Origin of the sequence: Paenibacillus sp. SC116, assembly GCF_024733555.1 — a bacterium.
In the GTDB taxonomy this organism is placed as follows: domain Bacteria; phylum Bacillota; class Bacilli; order Paenibacillales; family Paenibacillaceae; genus Paenibacillus_B.
The window spans coordinates 103122-123523 of record NZ_JANIOF010000005.1 but is presented as its reverse complement, the minus strand read 5'-3'; the positions used below and the strand labels follow the sequence as shown (position 1 = coordinate 123523).

The window sequence follows — 20402 nt, the reverse complement described above, 5'->3', positions numbered from 1 at the left end:
ATTACATTTGTTAGCATTAAATATAGAGGGATTAACAAGCAAGGACATCTTAAAGGATGTCTCTTTAGGTTAAATCTTACATTCAACAATGTGAAAAAATGGTACAATAGACATGCGCTTTGAACGATAGGGTGCAAGCATTATAAAGAATGCGAGATTGTTAGTAATGTTTTATCGGTAATTCGTCATATCGTCATATGACACCCAGAAGGGAGAATAGAATGCCGAAGTCGAAAAGAACGATTATTATAGGTATCATGACGCTTATTTTATTGGTATTGCTTACTCAATTCGGAAGCGGACTGAAGCAGTTGATGAACCAACCGCGGCCTGAAGAAGACGAAGGGGAGTATAATGAGCCTGTATCAGCAATAGACAAGGCAGGGCTTTCTCTCGAAATAGATGTCAGTTTGTCACAAGAAGTATTTAAAGAGTTAATGAAACTAAGTGGGCAGTTCGAGCGGCAGCATGGTATTGTCGTTGATTTGCGCAACAGGACGGAACAGGAGATAAACGAAGATTTGGAGCAGTCATTAGCCCTTCAAGAAAGTGCTGATGTGATTATGATTCGAAGTGAACGAGTCAAACGATATGCTCTAACTGGAAAACTTCTGCCCCAAGAACCGGCTGTGGAAACGTGGGCTTATTCTCCAGAATGGTTGAAAGAGGTTCTAAGCTGGAATGGTTATGTATGGGGAACACCTTATTATATGGATCCTTATGTGCTGGTATGGAACCCTGTAGCTTTAAAACCGCAAATAGGAATAGAAAAACCACCAATTTCCTCGAGGGAATGGCATGCTGCTATGCGTGGTCCACAAGAGCACATGTTTGGCCAAATGCAGTCCATTCGTCCTCAGTTGAGTTCAACATTATCCATGATGGAACAGTCTATCAAGAACGATGAGAGGCAGGTATCATTGCCATGGTTTGCATGGGAGGAGCAGGATCCGTATGCTCTTCTTGCGTTGATGTGGCGCCTAGGTATCATCACGATGCCCTCAGACAGTGATGACAAGCAGAATGAATTGCCAGACGATGCGGTAATTAAGCAGCGGGATAATCAATCTCTAGGCAAATCAGCTGCGCATCCATGGCAGGAAACGTTGAAGGAATGGGAAAATTATCGGGCGCTATTTGAACCTGTATCACCTAAAAATGAGAAAAGTATTTGGGAAATGATTAATCAAGGGGATGTGCGATTTGCTATAGTACCTTATTCGGAGGCTGCTCCTCGGCTAGGTGAGATGCTCGCTGTTGAAATGCCGCGTGACATAGCTCCGCCGTATGGAACTTGGGTGAAAAGTATGAGTTACATAGTGCCTGCCCATACCGAAATGGAGGAGGAGGCAAAGCTCTGGATCCAATTCGTAACGGATGCAAAACAGCAGCAAGTTGTGTTAGAGAATTCGTCGTTCTTATTGCCTGCAAGTCGTACTTCGCAAATTGAAATATGGGACCTGTGGAATCGTTATTTGCCAGCTGTGTATATTCATTCAGATATGCGTCTCAAAGAGGCGTTGCGTCACGCTTCTGAGTTGGAGCGATGGCATATTAACGTACGGGAGTGGATGAAGGGAAAAGTAAACGCTGACATATTAGTGAAGGAATACAAAGCCTTGTGGAAGCTGAGGCCAGCTTCATGAACGATTTCAAAGCATAAGGCCCCAATGTCTATCGTTGATTGACGGACTTTGGGGCCTTAGCCTAGTTATGCTGTATAGGTGTTAAATAAATAATGAATTATAGCGACACTTTTAAGACGACGACCATTTCATTTTTGTCGATTGTAATCTCTGTTGCTTGGATGAATGAGACAAGTTGTTGTGGATAGAAGCTAAGGTCAAACTGCTCCGCCAGTTGTTTGCGTGTCGAGTCAGGAAGCTCAAGTCCATTGAATTGAAGATGATCGACATGGAATCTTAGTGCATTTTCTGGCTCCTGCTCTAGCGTATAACTTCCTTGAACGACTACACGAAGCCCTTCTCGGTCACCGATAGCTGTGACGATACCTTTATCGAACACAAATTCAAAATCATCAAACATCGAATCTTGTTGGCGCAGAAACTCATTCAGCTCGCTGTCTTTGATGCGGAGCGTATACTGGAGTCCATTAGACTTCATATTTCCATTTTCTTTTATGAAATCAGGCAGCTTCTGCATTGCATCAGCCATCGCTCTGAAGTAATGCCGAACTTCAAATAGCCCTACACTTTGCCAATACTTCGTAAATTCTTCAACTAGTTTCTTCATAGCTTCTGGATCCGAACTAGAAGTGATTTGCGTATCAAGTTTATCTTGAAGTTCAATAACGCGTTTTCGCTGAGCTTCAAGGTTGATACGAACTTGCGAGAGTTCCTTCTCTAATAGGGCTTGCTCATTCCGAAGCTGATCAATACGTTGTACGTTAGCTTGATAACCCGATAAAATACGATGATCAGACTCCATTAAGTAGGAATAGTAATTCAGCAGTAGAAATAGATCAGAGATCTCACCAGATGATAATATAGCTTCCAAAATAAGATCACGTTCACCAACATAATAGGAACGCAGCACACGTCCTGCGTCTTTTTGCTTTAGTAGAAGCTGTTCTTGCTGAATTTGCAAATCTTCTTCTAGCTGTTGCCTTTGTTTACTCGCCTCTTGCTCTCTCGCCGTTACACGTGCAATCTCTGCATCCAGCTCTTGAATCGATAAGCTTTGTTGTAAAATATGCTTCATTTCGGATGATTCATTAGCAGTGTCCCATGGAATCGGCTTGGTCGGCTGTGCATGAGAAGAGAAGGGAATTGCTGAAGCAATGAGAACAAGGATAAGTATTCGTAAACAAGCGCTCGTTGCGCGTTTCCCTAGTCGCATTGAGGGCCCCCTTATGTACACCGTGCATCTGTATCGCTAGTCGACCTAGTTAGGAATCTACTGCTCCAAACAAGGACAAATACGAAAGGATGAACAGTAATGTTGTCGTCAAGTCAATCGTCTAGTCTTATTCATCGAATTCAACAAAGATTGTCACAATTTCCCGACTATCGTATGCCCTTTTCTATATATATGTCAAGCTGCATATATGATCAGGAGGGAGGGTATTATACGAAATCCAGTGAAAAAGTAGGTCCTGCTGGTGATTTCTATACGAGTGTATATGTCGGAGATGCAATGGCTCTTATTATTGAACGTTATATTCAATTACGGTGTTCGATACGAGAATGGAAGGATAAATCTTATCGAATTGTTGAATGGGGAGCAGGAACCGGAAAGCTAGCAGAGCAGTTGCTGGATATCCTACAGCATTCCGATTGCCGCCCGATGGAGTATGTTATTGTCGAATCTAGTCCCTATCATCGCAGTGTGATCAAGGAGCGATTAGCCAACAATGCATGTCCTATTCCAGTAGTATGCTGGGACGAGCAAAATTATTTCGAGCAAACGGAAGAAATGCCTATTTTCTTCATTGCTAACGAGCTATTGGATGCTTTTCCTGTGGAACGCATACGTCGGAGGAACAGTAAGTTGGAACAGGCTTACGTGATTTGGAACCGTGAGAAGTCAATGTTCGAATATGAGTGGGCTGAAGCTGAGGCTTATGTTTCCCAGTGGGCTGTGCTGCATGATATAAGTTTACACGAGGGACAGATTTATGATGCAGGCATAGCTGCTTCGGAGTGGCTTGATCGTGTGTTACAAGCTTCCGTTGATTGTGAAGGGTTATTTATTGATTATGGGGACGGCACAAGACAGCTTACGGCGGCGCATCGCATGAATGGAAGTTTGCTTTGCTATCGTAATCATCAGGCATATGATGATCCTTTCGCTGCTCCTGGCGATCAGGATATGACGGCTGATGTTGATTTCGATATAGTTGAACGCATTGCCTCTTTGTCAGGCTGCGAGGTTCTGCCTCGTATGGATCAAAAGCAATTTCTTGTAGAGAATGGTGTGCTCGATCTCCTGCAAAATCATTCAGATGCTGATCCTTTCAGTGAAAAGGCAAGAAGCAACCGTAAAATTAGACAGCTTCTTCTGTCAGACCAGATGAGTGAACGGTTTAAAGTGATGGCAATTAGTAAGGGATAAACTAAAATCTGCTGAAATAGCAACAAGCCCGGAGCGGGTAGCTCCGGGCTTGTTGCTGTCATTCCTAGTCATGATAGTAATGAGGCTGAGTTAGAATGGGTTGCTCATTTCGAATATTGTCCAGTATGAGAAGCCCGTAAAGCTAACTAACATATACCCCCAGAATGACAAGATGTATGTACGTTCAGTGAGTTTTAAATAGCCAAGCAATACAAAGAAGGCGGTCTGTAGGAAGAATAACAACGCCATTTCAACCATGTGGCCTGCGTAGGCCATTAGACCAATAATAAGTGTCCAAAATCCAAGTACGCGAAACATTCGTGCCACGATTTATCCCCCTCTCCATACAAAAGCTGCCAACTTTTCTATTGACATTATATCGTTCGACGCAATTGGTGTAAACTGCCAAGTGTGATGAATTGAAGATTTTTTCATATTCTTTGGCTTTATGTGTATTAGCGTGTACATTTCACGTATGTTTCCTAGAAAAAGTGGATATACATTTTAGTATCCGATAGATTCTATGAACTCTACCATGTGCATAGAGATGAAATGAAGCGGTGCTTACTATGAGCAATAATGATGTGTTGTTAGGAGGTTGTGGCATGACAGCCATTAGACAAGATGCATGGACAGCGGATGATGATTTGATTTTGGCAGAGGTAACGTTAAGGCATATACGAGAAGGAAGTACACAATTAGCTGCTTTTGAAGAAGTAGGAGAACGTATTGGCAGAACGTCTGCAGCCTGTGGATTCAGATGGAACAGTTTTGTGCGTAAAAAATATGAGACTGCTATTCAACTGGCTAAATCTCAGCGCCAAAAGCGTAATTATGTTAAGAAACATCCAATCGGGGTACAGGTTGCTTCCATTGCATTGGAAGATGCAGATTTGTTAGCTGGGAAAAATGAAACTTTCACAGAAGAGTCATTGTCCATTGATTCGGTAATACGCTTTTTGCGTCAGTGGCGCAGCAACTACCAAGATCTTGCTCGTCAAGTGAAACACTTAGAGCGCGAATTGTATGACAAAGAAGAGAAACTTGCAAAGATCAGTAAGGAAAAAGAGTACTTGTCTAAGCAAGTAAACGAGGTTCAGACGGATTATCGTACAGTGAATGATGACTATAAAGCTCTTATTCAAATTATGGATCGAGCGCGTCGTCTAGCGATTTTGTCCGATGATGATGATGACAACAAGACAAGATTTCGCATGGATGCAAATGGTAATTTAGAACGTATAGAATAGAATGGTTACGAATAGCTAGCACGCTAGAAGAAGTGGATGACTTCCAACGATTAGGTTGGATGATATTCACTTCTTTTGTGTTTTGGAAACAGGTCTGTTATAACTAACATATGAAATAGGCTGAAAGTTGTAGGTGGTAGAAAATGAAATGGGATCTTATTGGCGGTGGGGCGCTCGGTTTAATGTTCACGGCTCGCTTGCTGCAAGATGGCCAACAAGTACGATTATGGACACGTACGTCAGAACAGGCAGAGCAGCTGCGTCAAGAGGGTTTATTTCTGGTAGATAGAGAGGGGGTTCGGCAGCATTTTACGGGCATTCATGCTTATGCCTTTCATGAAGCTGAGCACGTGATGAAACGGTCGGAAGAACCTATTAAGCGGCTTGGGCTGTTCATTAAGCAAACAAGCTTTAACGATACATTTATGACGCAGCTGGCGGCAATGCCAGTCGATACCGTTAGAAGCGTACTTTGCTTCCAAAATGGGATTGGGCATGGTGAGAAGCTCAAGCAGATATTTTCGGAAAAAGTGCTTGCCATGGCTGTGACGACCGAGGCTGCGAAACGGATCTCACATCATGAAGTTATCCATACCGGCGAAGGTGAGACTTGGCTCGGTAACCCGACTGATCCTAACGATCATGAAGTGCTTGAATGGTGTAATTTGTTTCAAGAGGCAGGATTTCAGGCATTTGTGTCGAACAACATCGAAGATAACATTTATCGAAAATTGATAATCAATGCAGTGATCAATCCTTTGACGGCGCTGCTCCGACTGCGTAATGGTGAGCTGCTTCATAGTGAAAAGCGTCTTCAGTTTATGCGAGAAGTGTTTGAGGAAGTAATCGCTATTTATCGCTTGCAAGGCATTCCTGTACATGCAGATGAAGCGTGGGACAACCTCATTCGTGTATGCCGCGCTACTGCTAGCAATACATCATCGATGCTTGCAGATGTATTGGCTGAACGCACGACTGAAATCGATGCGATTACAGGTCAGTTGCTGCGGATTGCAGATGCGCACCAATACAATTCCCCGGCACAAAGATATCTTTACCGAAGTATTCAGGCATTAGATCCGGCATTCTTATCGTAGGAAAGGAGTGAATCTTGTCCAAGATGTGGAATTGGATCTCTCAATCATTCATATCATTGACCATACTTCCGTTTATTCCATTTGTGGCAATATGGTTCATTTCAGCATTTTGGCTAAAGAACAAGAAGAAATCGTTCCTTCTAGCTGTAGACATCACGAATGTATTTCTGATCGCTTCTGTAGCAGGATTATTTAATGTTGTGTTTCAATCTAGTACAGGCCTATATGGAATTATACTCATTATGCTCTTGGCTGCTGGATTGTTAGGTGGGGCCATGCACCGCAAACGTGGAACGGTTAACGTGAAGCGACTTGTGAGGGCAATATGGCGCATTTCATTTATAGTGCTTGCTATTTTTTATTTCTTCTTGTTCTTTATGGGGATGTTCGTATATTTGAAGGCTGTGTAGTAATGAAATGATAAAGGCGAGGACAAAACAACAATAATATTTTTATTCCATACATAATACAACTGAAATAATCACATATATCATATGTAAATCTTTATAAGTTGCTGCGCATGTTGCTCTACTTAAGTGAGTCTAGGAATTAGATGGATCTGGCATGTTTTGTTTTGACGGGTCAAGCAGCGATGTGTAAAATCAAGGTTGTAGAGGAGGCGGCTTATAATGACAACTTGGGATACTTTGCCGGTTCCCGTATCACAACAATTAGCGAAACTTTACATAGAGCGAGATAAGGTTGTTGTGGAGCAGTTTTATGAATATCATCCCGATGAGGATTGGCATAAGCGCGTCTCATGGGTTGATGAAGCTGCACATATGCGAGCAGACCGTTTAGAACTAGTAGAGGTCCTTAAACAGTATCAACAGAAGGTGAATAATCACCCAGAAGCGATACGTTCTCTGGAACGTCTTCAAGATAGTCAGGCACTTGTTGTTGTAGGTGGACAGCAAGGAGGGCTGCTTGCTGGTCCGCTGCTGGTTGTATACAAGGCTATATCGATTATCCGAATGGCACAGGAGGCGGAGCGTCGCTTAGTGCGTCCGGTTATTCCTGTATTTTGGCTTGCAGGTGAGGATCACGACTTTGATGAAGTGAATCATACCTATATGCTTTCCTCTCAATCTGGCATTCAGCGCATTCGTTTGGAGCATTCACCTTCAGGTAGGCAGCCGGTCAGTCACTACCAAGTAAATGAAAGTGACTGGGAAGCAGTTGTGGGGCAGTTGGAAGAACTTCTTCCTGCTACTGAGTTCAAGGCGCCTATGTTGGAGCGTTATCGGATGGTAATGCAGGAGAGTTCATCGCTGACTGAGGCGTGCGCAAGGCTGCTTGGTTATATGTTTGGTGAAATGGGACTTGTCTTGCTTGATTCTGCTGATGAGAATATGCGGGCTCTAGAAGGTCCGATGTTCCAATCTATCGTGCAACAGCAGGATGCTCTTCAGAAAGCTTATGTACAAAGCGAGCAGAGCATGAAAGCAGCTGGACATCCTGTTCAGGCCGAACATGCTGAAGAAAGTGCCAATCTGTTTGTACTAGAGCAAGGTGAACGTGTTTTGCTCATGCATCATAACGGTGTATTTGCAGATAGAAAGCAAACCATTCAATATTCGCAAGCTCAATTGGAGCAGCTTGCAGAGCAGCATCCAGAGCGATTCTGCAATAATGTGCTGACAAGACCGCTCATGCAGGAATATTTATTCCCAGTGCTCGCTACTGTACTAGGTGCGGGGGAGATTGCGTATTGGGCACAAACGAAGGATGCGTTCCATGCACTTGGTATGAAGATGCCAATCATCTGGCCACGTATGGCTTTTACTTGTGTAGAGGGAACCTTGCAGAAATTGCTGAACAAGTATGAGCTTCAAGTCGAACATATTTGCAATCAATATGAGGCTAAGCGAGATGAATGGTTAACATCCCAAGACGAGCTACAGCTGGATGAACGCTTTGCTCAGCTGCGAGGAGATGTGGAGCATCAGTATGCAGAATTGTTAAGCGTATTGAATCAATCTCTCCCTACTCTTGGCAAGTTAGGCGATATGAATCGTGATAAGGTGCTGGAACAGGTCGATTATTTGCATAATCGAGCACAGGATGCTTTGAAGAAGCAGCATGAAGCCGGGCTAAGACAGTGGGAGCGACTAAAGCTCGCTTTATGGCCGTTAGATCGTCCGCAAGAGCGAGTATTTAATATGGCGCTTTACGAGAATCGCTACGGAGCTGATTGGTACAAAGTTATTATGGATGCACCTGTTGTATGGCAAGGAGAACATCGACTCGTACCTATGTAACAACTAGTGAAGGATACAACTTGAGTAGAAGAGTCCGTGGATTAGGGAAGCTATGTTCTTTGTTTTAGATCATAGATGTATGGTGTTAGCAGCTAGAGGCAAGTCAGACGACGTTTATTTTAAACATGTGGAGGGGTAACGTATGTCGACATCTACGAAAGCTTTGCAAAACAGCATTATTACAGATATCCAATTAGCACCTGAGGGACACTTGAAAATTGACTGGGTACGAGCTCATATGCCGGTTCTCAACCGCATTCGCGAGCAATTTGAGGCGGAGCAGCCTTTTAAAGGTTTGAAAGTAACGATATCCTTGCACTTGGAAGCTAAGACAGCTTACTTGGCAAAAGTCATTCAAGCAGGTGGTGCTGAGGTAACGATTACTGGCAGCAATCCGCTTTCTACTCAAGATGATGTATGCGCAGCATTAGTTGAAGATGGGATTACGGTTTTCGCAAAATATAATCCAGATCCGGTGGAATACAAGCAATTGCTTATTCACGCACTAGAGACAAAACCTGATTTGATCATCGATGACGGTGGAGATCTAATTACGATTCTACATTCTGAGCGTCCAGACTTGCGGTCACAAGTCCGCGGTGGTGCTGAAGAAACGACGACGGGTATTTTGCGATTGAAGTCGCTGGAGAAGGAAGGACAACTGGCTTTCCCGATGGTAGCGGTGAATGATGCATTCTGTAAATACTTGTTTGATAATCGCTATGGAACAGGTCAATCGGTGTTCGATGGCATTAATCGCACGACCAATCTAGTTGTAGCGGGTAAAACGGTTGTCGTTGCTGGTTATGGCTGGTGCGGTAAAGGCGTTGCGATGCGTGCAAAAGGTCTCGGAGCACAAGTTATCGTTACGGAAATTGATAGCATTAAAGCAGTAGAAGCCTACATGGACGGTTTTAGTGTCATGACAATGGAAGAGGCTGCGAAGCTAGGGGATATTTTCGTTACGGTTACAGGTAATCGTGATATCATCCGCGGCGAACATTATGATGTAATGAAGGATGGAGCGATTCTATCCAACGCGGGACACTTTGATATAGAGGTCAACAAACCTGAATTGGCAGTTCGTTCTGCTAATATCCGTACCGTTCGCCGTAATATCGAAGAGTACAAATTAAACGACGGACGCAGCATTTATGTGCTCGCTGAAGGTCGTCTTGTTAACTTGGCAGCTGGTGATGGACATCCTGCGGAAATTATGGATATGACGTTTGCTCTTCAAGCGATGTCCCTGAAGTATGTCAATGACCGCTACCAAGACCTTGGTCAACATGTCACTAATGTGCCTTATGAGCTTGATGAGCAAGTAGCGCGTTTAAAGCTGGAATCGCTTGGCATGCGTATTGATACGTTGACGGAAGAACAGAAAAAATATTTAGATAGCTGGCAAGAGCATTAATCCTCTCTTTGAGAAAGGATTATGACTTCGCACACTGTAAAAGGCATCGTGATGCAACATCACGGTGTCTTTTTGCGTCTAGAGATAGATTTGTAGGGAAAATTATACATTTTAATGTAAGGGGGATAAGCATTGTATAAACCTGTAGAGAGGAAAAGGAGAAAGGTATGGAGTAGATTCCCGTTACACTTATGCGTGCTTCTACTTATTCTCGTGTCGATGTTGGCAGGTTGTGGTGGCAGTTCGACAAGTTCCGTAAGTTCGGATGCTAAGTCTGAAACCTTAGGTATTCAAGGGAAGGTTCATGAGAATGCACAAGAGATGGCTAAAAATGAAATACAGACAGAAACTTCAAATTCGGAAAATAAACAAACAGCAGATTCAGAGCTAGTTACACAAACAGCTGCAGCACAAGACCGCAAACTCGTCTACAAAGCCGAAATTACGATGGAAGTAAAGGAGTATGATCTCGCTAAGCCGTCTATCAACGAGTTGATTCATCGTGCAGGAGGGCATATTACCGAATATTCAGATACGCAAAATGCTTATGAGCATGGCGGTGTATACACGCTTCGGGTACCGGCTGACAAGTTTCAGGCGATCATGACGATGTTGGAACAATTGGATGTGGAACGTTTTGAAAGAAGCTACACCACGCAAGATGTGACTGAGGAGTACGTTGATCTGGAATCTAGACTTAAGGCGAAGAGACTGGTTGAATCGCGATTGCTTGCTTATATCGAAAAAGCTACGAAAGCGGACGACCTACTCAGTTTTTCCGATACCCTTGCCACAACGCAGGAGGAAATTGAAAGGATTTTAGGGCGGCAGAAATATTTGAACAATCTCGTTTCGATGTCCACGATTCAGCTGCGTGTCTATGAGTCATCGGAGAACGTTGCTGCGAAGAAACTAGAAGAGGCGTTTGGAGAACGGATTGGACGTACCCTTAATAGTAGCTTGGAGGCGCTCGTAGGACTTGGAAAAGGGATCGTTATTATGGCAGTAGCGCTGCTGCCATTTGTTATTGTATTTGCAATTTTCCTCTTCCCAATCGTGTATATGGTGAAGCGAAGAAGGCGTTCTCGAGCCGCATCAAAACAGAAAGAGTAGACAAGTGATATGGATAATAAAAACTTAACATAAATAGGAAATAACAAAAATCCTGCTTGCCAAGCAGGATTTTTTAATTTTATAGCGAATAAGTATTGCGTTGTGGTGGAAAGTGGGGACATGTGGTGATTAATAGGGAGGATGTGGTCGGCGATGTTTATGGGCGAATATCAGCACAGTATCGATGACAAAGGCCGCCTTATCATTCCTGCTAAGCTGCGTGATAACCTCGGAACCACATTTGTATTGACTAGAGGATTGGACCAATGCTTGTTTGTTTATCCTATGGATCAGTGGAAGCAACTGGAGCATAAGCTGCAGGCGCTGCCGCTTATGAAAGCTGACGCTCGCGCATTCACTCGGTTCTTTTTTTCAGGTGCTTCTGAGTGTGAATGGGATAAACAAGGCCGCGTTAACATTCCGAATCATCTACGTGAATATGCCAAGCTGGAGAAAGAATGTATGGTTATCGGCGTGCAAAATCGAGTAGAAGTGTGGAGCAAGGAAGCTTGGGAACACTATGTCAATGAGTCCGCTGCTGCCTTTAATGAAATTGCGGAAACATTGGTCGATTTTAACTTCTAACGAAAAGCATCACCCAGCCATGCTTCAACAAAGGCAACAGCTAGAAGGAAACGGAATGTAGGAGGAGTTTACTTGTTTCATCATGTCACGGTTCTAAGAGAAGAGTCGGTAGATGGGTTAGCCATTCGACCTGACGGTATATATGTAGATTGTACTTTAGGGGGAGCTGGGCATAGCGAGCTAATCGTCTCTAAGCTATCGCCAGCAGGAAGATTAATTGGGCTTGATCAAGATGATTGGGCACATGACAATGCAAAAGAGCGTCTTGCAGCATATTGGGATCGCGTCACGCTCGTGCGGACGAACTTCCGTCATTTAGAGCAAGCATTGAAACAAGCTGGGGTGCCTGAAGTAGACGGCATACCTCAAGTTGACGGCATATTATTCGATCTTGGCGTATCATCACCACAGCTCGATGAGGGTGAGCGTGGATTCAGTTATAATCACGACGCTCCGTTGGATATGCGAATGGACCAACAGGGGCTGTTAACGGCATATGACATTATAAATACGTGGTCTGAAGCTGAAATTGCAAAAATTTTATTCGTGTATGGCGAAGAGAAGTTCTCACGTCGTATTGCGCGTGTCATCATCGAAGAGAGAGAGAATCAGCCTATTGAAACAACATTCCAACTGGCTGAGCTTGTGAAGAAGGGGATTCCTGCCGCAGCACGACGTACTGGCGGACACCCGGCAAAGAAGAGTTTCCAAGCACTACGAATAGCTGTGAATGATGAGCTCGCTGCTTTTGAAGATGCGTTACAGCAAGCGATTCGCTGTCTGAAGCCTGACGGACGAGTTGCGGTGATAACGTTCCATTCGCTAGAGGATCGTATTTGTAAGCAGACATTCCAGTCTTATGTGGGCACGTGTGAATGCCCTCCGGGTCTTCCAATGTGTGCATGCGGAGCCAAAGCTGTGCTGAAGCTCGTAAATCGTAAACCGATCGTTCCGAGCCAATCGGAGCTTGAGCATAATCCAAGATCGCGTTCATCCAAACTGCGAGTCGCGGAGAAGTTAGATTGAAAGGAGTAATGGTATGGCATATGTAAGAGGCAACTTGGCTGTTAAGCCGAAGTACAAGCCACCTGTACGACAACGTGAGCGTCAACCGTATAAGAAGCAACAGGCTCCCCGCAAGTCGACGTTGTCGGCAAAGGAGAAGTTGCTGTATTTGTTCACGATTGTGTTCTGTGTCATGATCGCAAGCGTGCTCATTTATCGTTATGCCATTATCTATGAGACCAATAAAAATGTGCAGACGCTTAAACGTCAGACGGAGACTCTGCACGCTGAAGCGAATGTGCTTAAAGTAGAGAAAGAGAAAAAGTCCGATTGGGCAAGAATTGAGCAGTTCGCTAAAGATAAAGGTCTAGAAATGTCAGATAAGCCAAATGACATCATTGCACCTAAAATTACACGTTAATGGAGTTTGGGAAGATGCCTGCCATTAACAACAAGTGCAGACAATAAGGAGTACGGTATGGTTAAGCGCATCAAATTACGAACGATTTTTATTGGAGGGATATTCTCCCTCTTTTTTGTTATTTTAATTAGTCGGTTGTTTTGGTATCAAGTATGGAATGTGGACTTTTGGATGGAGGAAGCTAAGGAATCGTGGTCTGCTAACAAAGTGCTTGATTCAAAGCGGGGTACGATCTACGACCAACAGGGCAATGTGTTGGCAATGGACGCTCCCGCATACACGGTAGCCGTTAATCCTAAAGTCATTCAGACGTTGCGTACGGACAACAAGTTGATCGAAAAAAATATTGACGTTGAAAAGCTTATCGTAGAGCAGCTTCATCAAGTGCTCGGCAAACCCCAGGACGAGATCTATGAGTTAACGCGAAAAAAGGGTGCGGCTGGGGAGTATGTGATTCATCGTGAAGTCCGAAATGAAGGATGGAAAATTGATCAAGAACCTGCTGATAAGCTGAGTACGTTCATTTCCGACTTGAAAAAGCAAACCGGAAAGGCGGACATCGGCTTATATTTAATGCCTGACAGCAAACGGTTCTATGCAAAAGGAAACATGGCGTCCCATGTTCTTGGTTATTTGGACAAGGAAGAGAAGCCTGTTGGCGGCGTAGAAGTTATGTTTGACGATGTATTGAGCGGGCAAGATGGCAGTGTCTATTATGAGAAAGACCGTATTGGTAATAAACTGCCTTCTGCTTCGGAAATGTATAAGCCTGCAAAGGATGGAAAGAACGTCTACTTGACGATTGACCAAACGATACAGCAATATATTGAAAGCTCGATGCAAAAAGTATACAACCAGTATCGTCCGCAAAGTATAACCGCCATTGCAGCCGATCCGAAGACAGGAAATATTTTAGGAATGGCGAATATGCCTACCTTTGATCCGAATCAATATTGGGAAGCGGAAAGCTTGTCGGCGTTCTATAACCATGCGGTACAATCACGGTATGAGCCAGGATCTACGTTCAAGATTGTGACCTTGGCTGCAGCGGTGCAAGAAAAAATATTTAATCCGAATGCTTACTTCCAATCCGGCTCTATTCGAGCGGGAGGTCGTCGAATTAGCGATCATAACAATATCGGTTGGGGTACGATTACGTATTTGGAAGGTTTGAAGCGTTCAAGTAACGTTGCTTTCGTTAAGCTCGGATACGAGCAGATGGAAAAAGAAACCTTTAAATCTTATATCGAATTGTTTGGCTTCGGTGTACCAACAGGCATTGAACTGCCTGGAGAGAATAAGGGTTACCTTGGCTTTCAATACCCAGCAGATTACGCTGCTGCCACTTATGGTCACGGCCAAGTAACGGTTACCCCCATTCAGCAAATTATGGCTGTTTCCGCCGTTGCGAATGGTGGTAAATTGATGAAGCCGAATATCGTCCAGAAAATTGAGGATCCGGTTAGCGGTACTGTCGAGCAGCGTAAGCCAGAAATGGTTAGGCAAGTAATCGATGAGTCGACTGCGAAACAAGTTAGCGAATATTTGGAACAAGTTGTTTCCGATCAAAAGATAGGTACGGGTAAAAATGCCTATATGGAAAGCTACCGTGCTGCTGGAAAGACAGGTACGGCGCTCAAAGTTGTTAATGGGAAATATGACAAAGAGCGTGCGGTTGTGTCCTTTATCGGTTATGCGCCTGTTGAGGACCCTCAAATTGTCGTTCTTATCGTTGTAGATGATCCGAAGGATTATATCTATACAGGCGGGGGAATGGTAGCGGCTCCTATGTTCAAGGACATTGTGTACAAGTCCCTTCGCTATATGGGTGTCCCTACTACGCAAGAGAGAAACAAAGTAAGCTCGAAGAGCAGCGAGAGCAATTTTGTCAAAGCACCTGATGTAAAAGGGTTAAAGCCTGCTGAGGCGAAGAAGAAGCTTGCTGAACAAGGTATTTTGTATGAGATGCTAGGCAACGGTTCTACGATAAAAGACCAAGTCCCTAAAGCAGGCGAATGGCTTGCTACTGATCAGCATCTGTATTTGCTAACGGGTGAGGCTGAGAAAATGTCGCTGCCTGATCTAAAAGGCAAATCACTGCGAGATGTAATGGAGATATGTTCCTTACTGGATCGGAAAGTGCATGTCGAGGGTGAAGGCTTTGTTACTTCCTATGAAGAGAAAAATGAAGGCGGGCAGCGTTCCGTATATGTAAAATTGGCACCGAAGAGCAAGTAGCTTGTTCTATCCCTCAGTTGATTCGAATAGGTTGATTATGAACCAATGTCGGACAAAGGAGGGGTAGGCGTGAAAGTGTCAGCAACGACGGTGCGCAATCGTCTCGTGATCGGCATTGCGCTTATGACAGTTGGATTTATTGCTCTTATTATTCGACTTGCTATTGTACAATTGTGGCAAGGGGATGAAATCAGTGCGAAGGCAGAGGAGTCTTGGAGACGGAATATCCCGGTTACAGCGAAACGTGGTGAGATTGTAGATCGGGATGGTGATCGTCTTGCCTATAATGTCAGTTCTCCCAGCGTTATTGCCGTTCCTGCTCAGATTAAAGATGCGGAGTCAACAGCGGCTAAGCTGTCTCCGCTTCTCGGCATGCCAGCAGAAGAGATTAAGCGCGTCATTACGACACGCCAATTGACGATGAAGCTTAAACCTGGCGGGCGAAAGATTTCAGTTGAAAAGGCAAAGCAAATTCGGGAGCTGCGCTTGCCAGGGATTGTCGTATCTGAGGATAACAAGCGATATTATCCCTATACCGATTTAGCAAGTCATGTACTTGGGTTTACAGGTATAGACAATCAAGGGTTATCCGGACTGGAAGAGCGCTATAATTCAGCCTTAAGCGGCAAGAATGGCAATGTATCTTTTCTTACCGATGCAGCTGGGCGAATGATGCCAAATTCAAGTGAAAAGTATATGCAGCCACGAGATGGTTTGAATTTACAATTGACGATTGACAAAGATATACAGACAATAATGGAGCGGGAGTTAGATCAAGCAATGTTGGATCTGAATCCTAAACATATTGTCTCGATTGCGATGGACCCGAACACAGGGGAAGTATTGGCGATGGCTAGTCGTCCTAATTATTCACCTGAACGTTTCAATGAATATCCAGCAGATGTTTACAATCGAAATTTACCGGTATGGATGACATTTGAGCCGGGTTCAACTTTCAAAATTATTACATTGGCTGCTGCATTAGAAGAAGGTAAAGTAGATTTGAGAAATGAGCATTTCTTCGATCCCGGTCGTGTTGAGATTGGGGGGGCGCGTCTGCGCTGTTGGAAGAAAGGCGGTCATGGCAGTCAAACGTTTCTAGAAGTTGTTGAGAACTCCTGTAACCCTGGATTCGTCGCCTTAGGCAATAGACTAGGGAAAGAAAAGCTGTTTGAATACATACGCAATTTTGGATTCGGACAGAAGACAGGTATTGACGTAAGTGGTGAGGCAAGCGGTATACTTTTTAAGTTGGATCGTGTAGGACCCGTTGAACTTGCGACGACTGCGTTCGGACAAGGGGTATCTGTTACTCCGATTCAGCAGATTGCGGCAGTATCTGCGGCCATTAATGGCGGTAAATGGTATAAGCCGCATATAGCTAAGCGGTTTATCCATCCAGAGACTGGGATGGTCGTAGATGATATTGAACCAGAGATGGTAAAGCAAGTGATTTCTCCTGAAACATCTGCTAAAGTGCGTGATGCACTGGAACATGTCGTAGCACAGGGGACAGGTCGCAATGCATTCATCGACGGCTATCGTGTTGGAGGCAAGACAGGTACAGCTCAAAAGGTTATTAATGGTAAGTACTCGCCTGATGAGCATATCGTTTCTTTTATCGGATTTGCACCTGCAGACGATCCGAAAATTGTAATTTATACAGCGGTTGATGACCCGCAAGGCATTCAATTTGGTGGACTTATTGCGGCCCCGATTGTGAAGCGGATTATGGCCGATTCATTAGAAGTTCTTGGCGTTAAGCCGCGTGAGAAGCAAGTGCCAAGAGAGTACCGTTTTGATGAACAGCCTCTTGTAACGGTACCGAATCTCGTGGGTAAAACTTTGTCAGATTTATACGAAGATATGAACACGAACTTTTTATTATCCAAATCCGGTTCAGGACAAACGGTCATTCACCAAGCACCAAAGCCGGGAACCCGTGTAGAGAAAGGTTCAACGATACGTATTTACATGGGAGAAGAGATGGAGGAATGATAGATGACAACGACAAATATGACTCTTACTGAAGCAGCTTCCACACTACTAACCTCCACGTTAATTGGAGATGAAATGATAACATTTACAGGCATTGCAATTGATTCGCGTCTCGTTCAAGCAGGCGACTTGTTCTTCTGTATTTCAGGAAACGTACAAGACGGTCATCAATATGCGCCTAAGGCTGTTGAACAAGGTGCAGCAGCGCTTGTCGTAGAACGTCAATTGGAGCTGGATATCCCGCAATTGATCGTAAAGGATGCTCGTCATGCCTTGGCAGTTATTTCGAATGCATTCTATCGTTATCCGAGCCAAGAAGTGAAGTTGATAGGTGTAACGGGGACGAATGGGAAAACAACAACTACGTATTTGATTGAGCGCATCATGCAAGATGCTGCGATCTCAACAGGTGTTGTCGGAACAATTGAGATGCGTTATGCAGGTCAAGTATTCCCGATGTCTGGTACTACGCCTAGCTCCTATGAGCTTCAACGTTCTTTGCGCGATATGGCGGATCAAGATGTGAAAGCATGCGCGATCGAAGTATCATCTCATGCGCTTGAGCAGCTTCGAGTGGCGGGAAGCCGATTCCGTGTGGCTGTATTTACAAATCTAACTCAGGATCATCTGGATTATCATGGCTCGATGGAAGCATATCGTGATGCGAAAGGACTGTTTTTCTCTCGCCTTGGCAACACTTACGCTGCTAATGAGCAAGAACGCTCTTATGCAGTACTGAATGCTGACGATGAAGCTAGCGCTGTATTTAAGCGCATGACAACTGCAGAAACGATTATGTATGGACTGAATGAAGGTGCAGACGTAAGAGCAACGGATATTCGCATTACAGCTCAAGGAACGAAATTCCATGTGCGTACCTTTAAAGGCAATGCCGACATTCAACTTCGTATGGTTGGTAAGTTCAACGTGTACAATGCGCTTGCTGCGATTTCTGTTGGCCTTATTGAAGGGATTGAACTGTCTGCTATTGTGACGAGCTTAGAGTCGCTGCAAGGTGTTGCAGGTCGTGTAGAGGCTGTTCAAGCAGGCCAGGAGTTCTCTGTCATTGTTGACTATGCGCATACGCCAGACGGTCTTGAAAACGTATTGCAGACGGTGAAAGAATTTGCGGAAGGTCGCATTTTCTGTGTGTTTGGCTGCGGCGGAGACCGTGATCGCAAGAAGCGTCCGATCATGGGACAGATTGCTGCTCGTTATGCAGATTATTTGTTGGTCACTTCGGATAATCCAAGAACAGAGGTTCCGGATCTTATTTTGGTTGACATCGAAGAAGGACTGAAGGCTGACGAGGTAAGTAAAGAACGATATGAGCTAATCGTTGATCGTAAAGCAGCGATCACAAAAGCTATTGAAATGGCAAGCCCTAACGATGTAGTATTGATTGCGGGGAAAGGGCATGAAACTTACCAAATCATTGGAACGGAAATACTTGACTTCGATGACCGTAAGGTTGCCGAGGAAGCGATAAGGGGAACGGGTTTGTGAATGAACGGAGTTTAGCAGCTATCGCTGTGATGTGCGGCGGTGAGTTGGTCCATCCAACTCACGCTGACATCGCGGTTAAAGGTGTATATACAGACTCACGACAAAAAAATATAGGTGCTCTATTCGTTCCGTTGTCAGGGGAACGCTTTGATGGGCATGTTTACGTCGAACAAGCTATTAGAGATGGTGCGGCAGCAGCGTTTTGGCAAAATGATCACCCGCAGCCCAATGTGGATCTTCCGCTTATTCTAGTGGAGGATACATTAACTGCATTGCAGAAATTAGCGCAGTCCTATATTCAAGAGCTTCCTGTACAGATTGTTGCTGTGACAGGAAGTAACGGTAAGACGACGACGAAGGATCTTGTCGCGTCTGTGTTGTCTGCACGTTATCGTGTGCATAAGACAGATGGGAACTTCAACAATCATATTGGCTTGCCGCTTACTGTGCTTAATATGGCTGAGGATACGCAAATTGCAGTTTTGGAAATGGGCATGAGTGGACGTGGGGAAATTGAGCTGCTTACTAAGCTCGTCAATCCGCATGTTACGATTGTGACCAATGTGGGGGACGCTCATTTACTGCAACTTGGTTCCCGTAAGGAAATTGCTAGAGCCAAGCTTGAGATTATTAGTGGCCTTCGTGAAGGCGGATTGTTTATCTGTCATGGAGATGAACCACTGATAACTGAAGTACTGGAGGAAAAAGAGACCGTTCAACCTGCATTCATGAAGACGGTTAAGTTTGGTTTGCAAGCTTATTGTGACTATAAGCCAGATGCTATTATGCAGTCTGAAGAGGGAATCAGCTTTACATTATCGTCAGAAGCGTTCGGTCCTATGATGTATCGTTTACCGATTCTTGGACAGCACAATGTGATGAATGCATTGGCTGCCATTGCAGTTGCGCAGCATTTTGGTGTGCCGCAGCCACTCATTGCAGAGGGGCTTGAGCGAGCTAGAATATCTGGTATGCGTATCGAAAAGACGGTGACGCGTGATGGTTGGATATTGTTGAATGATGCATACAATGCAAGTCCAACGGCTACTAAAGCCGCGCTGCAAGTATTGGCAGCAATGCCCAAGGATGATGCGGCGAAGCGAATTGCGATTTTGGGAGATATGCTGGAGCTTGGTGAAACAGAAGAACAGCTGCACTATGAGGTAGGTACTGCGATTACACCAGAGATGTCGGATGTCGTACTGACGTTTGGCAGACTCGGTAAATTTATCGCAGAAGGTGCGGTAACGCAGTTATCGGCAGACGCTGTTCGGGCATTTGATAGCAAGGATGAGTTGCAACATTACTTTGCTGCAATCGTCAAAGAAGGAGATGTCGTTCTATTGAAGGCGTCTCGGGGAATGAAACTTGAGGAAGTTGTGAAAGACTGGATACATGCTCAGCATTAAACCGGTCAGGCGTAGCGGGAGGTGTAAG

17 protein-coding genes are annotated in these 20402 nt (G+C 44.5%); 15 read left to right on the top strand and 2 right to left on the bottom strand.

All coding sequences use genetic code 11. The features are described 5' to 3' along the window. Nucleotides 1-221 precede the first annotated feature (221 nt). A complete protein-coding gene (locus NQ117_RS18800) occupies nt 222-1646 on the top strand; it encodes a type 2 periplasmic-binding domain-containing protein (protein WP_258279556.1) in 1425 nt (474 codons plus the stop codon). Nucleotides 1647-1743: 97 nt separating this feature from the next. Here NQ117_RS18800 and NQ117_RS18795 read toward each other — a convergent pair whose 3' ends face one another. Next, nucleotides 1744-2859, bottom strand: coding sequence for a hypothetical protein (locus NQ117_RS18795; protein ID WP_258279555.1), 1116 nt, complete (start codon nt 2857-2859; stop codon nt 1744-1746). Between the two features lie 99 nt (nt 2860-2958). On the opposite strand from NQ117_RS18795, the gene NQ117_RS18790 reads away from it, so the two are divergent. Then, nucleotides 2959-4074 carry an SAM-dependent methyltransferase gene (locus NQ117_RS18790; RefSeq protein WP_258279554.1) on the top strand — a complete coding sequence of 372 codons (1116 nt, stop codon included), beginning with the start codon at nt 2959-2961 and terminating at the stop codon, nt 4072-4074. 90 nt (nt 4075-4164) lie between these two features. Here NQ117_RS18790 and NQ117_RS18785 read toward each other — a convergent pair whose 3' ends face one another. Then, nucleotides 4165-4401 carry a DUF2626 domain-containing protein gene (locus NQ117_RS18785; RefSeq protein WP_258279553.1) on the bottom strand — a complete coding sequence of 79 codons (237 nt, stop codon included), beginning with the start codon at nt 4399-4401 and terminating at the stop codon, nt 4165-4167. A 278-nt stretch (nt 4402-4679) separates the two neighbouring features. Between NQ117_RS18785 and NQ117_RS18780 the strand changes: the two genes are divergently transcribed. The 13 genes from NQ117_RS18780 (at nt 4680) to NQ117_RS18720 (ending at nt 20374) form a co-directional block, all read left to right on the top strand. Then, nucleotides 4680-5324, top strand: coding sequence for an RsfA family transcriptional regulator (locus NQ117_RS18780; protein WP_258279552.1), 645 nt, complete (start codon nt 4680-4682; stop codon nt 5322-5324). Nucleotides 5325-5467: 143 nt separating this feature from the next. Further along, nucleotides 5468-6421: a ketopantoate reductase family protein gene (locus tag NQ117_RS18775; RefSeq protein WP_258279551.1), complete on the top strand. Its 954-nt coding sequence runs from the start codon at nt 5468-5470 to the stop codon at nt 6419-6421. Between the two features lie 23 nt (nt 6422-6444). After that, the gene (locus tag NQ117_RS18770) at nt 6445-6831 is read left to right on the top strand and encodes a DUF3397 domain-containing protein (RefSeq protein ID WP_258279788.1); all 387 of its coding nucleotides are present in this window, start codon (nt 6445-6447) and stop codon (nt 6829-6831) included. Nucleotides 6832-7050: 219 nt separating this feature from the next. Next, the gene (bshC, locus tag NQ117_RS18765; RefSeq protein ID WP_258279550.1) at nt 7051-8682 is read left to right on the top strand and encodes a bacillithiol biosynthesis cysteine-adding enzyme BshC; all 1632 of its coding nucleotides are present in this window, start codon (nt 7051-7053) and stop codon (nt 8680-8682) included. Nucleotides 8683-8824: 142 nt separating this feature from the next. Beyond that, nucleotides 8825-10099 carry an adenosylhomocysteinase gene (locus NQ117_RS18760; protein ID WP_258279549.1) on the top strand — a complete coding sequence of 425 codons (1275 nt, stop codon included), beginning with the start codon at nt 8825-8827 and terminating at the stop codon, nt 10097-10099. A 132-nt stretch (nt 10100-10231) separates the two neighbouring features. Then, nucleotides 10232-11212 carry a DUF4349 domain-containing protein gene (locus NQ117_RS18755; protein WP_258279548.1) on the top strand — a complete coding sequence of 327 codons (981 nt, stop codon included), beginning with the start codon at nt 10232-10234 and terminating at the stop codon, nt 11210-11212. 153 nt (nt 11213-11365) lie between these two features. After that, nucleotides 11366-11797, top strand: a complete 432-nt coding sequence (gene mraZ / locus NQ117_RS18750) for a division/cell wall cluster transcriptional repressor MraZ (RefSeq protein ID WP_144991370.1) — start codon at nt 11366-11368, stop codon at nt 11795-11797. Nucleotides 11798-11869: 72 nt separating this feature from the next. After that, nucleotides 11870-12823 (top strand): 16S rRNA (cytosine(1402)-N(4))-methyltransferase RsmH, encoded by a 954-nt coding sequence (gene rsmH, locus NQ117_RS18745; RefSeq protein ID WP_258279547.1) that lies wholly within the window; start codon nt 11870-11872, stop codon nt 12821-12823. A 13-nt stretch (nt 12824-12836) separates the two neighbouring features. Then, nucleotides 12837-13223 carry a cell division protein FtsL gene (gene ftsL, locus NQ117_RS18740; RefSeq protein ID WP_258279546.1) on the top strand — a complete coding sequence of 129 codons (387 nt, stop codon included), beginning with the start codon at nt 12837-12839 and terminating at the stop codon, nt 13221-13223. A gap of 57 nt (nt 13224-13280) precedes the next feature. Next, nucleotides 13281-15461 (top strand): penicillin-binding transpeptidase domain-containing protein, encoded by a 2181-nt coding sequence (locus NQ117_RS18735; RefSeq protein ID WP_258279545.1) that lies wholly within the window; start codon nt 13281-13283, stop codon nt 15459-15461. Nucleotides 15462-15530: 69 nt separating this feature from the next. Further along, entirely contained in the window at nt 15531-17459 is a 1929-nt protein-coding gene (locus tag NQ117_RS18730) for a stage V sporulation protein D (RefSeq protein WP_258279544.1), read from the top strand. Nucleotides 17460-17477: 18 nt separating this feature from the next. Next, a complete protein-coding gene (locus tag NQ117_RS18725) occupies nt 17478-18965 on the top strand; it encodes a UDP-N-acetylmuramoyl-L-alanyl-D-glutamate--2,6-diaminopimelate ligase (RefSeq protein ID WP_258279787.1) in 1488 nt (495 codons plus the stop codon). Next, on the top strand, nt 18962-20374 hold the full coding sequence (locus NQ117_RS18720) for a UDP-N-acetylmuramoyl-tripeptide--D-alanyl-D-alanine ligase (protein WP_258279543.1): 1413 nt from the start codon (nt 18962-18964) through the stop codon (nt 20372-20374). The genes NQ117_RS18725 and NQ117_RS18720 overlap by 4 nt, the downstream gene beginning before the upstream one ends. Nucleotides 20375-20402: the final 28 nt, after the last annotated feature.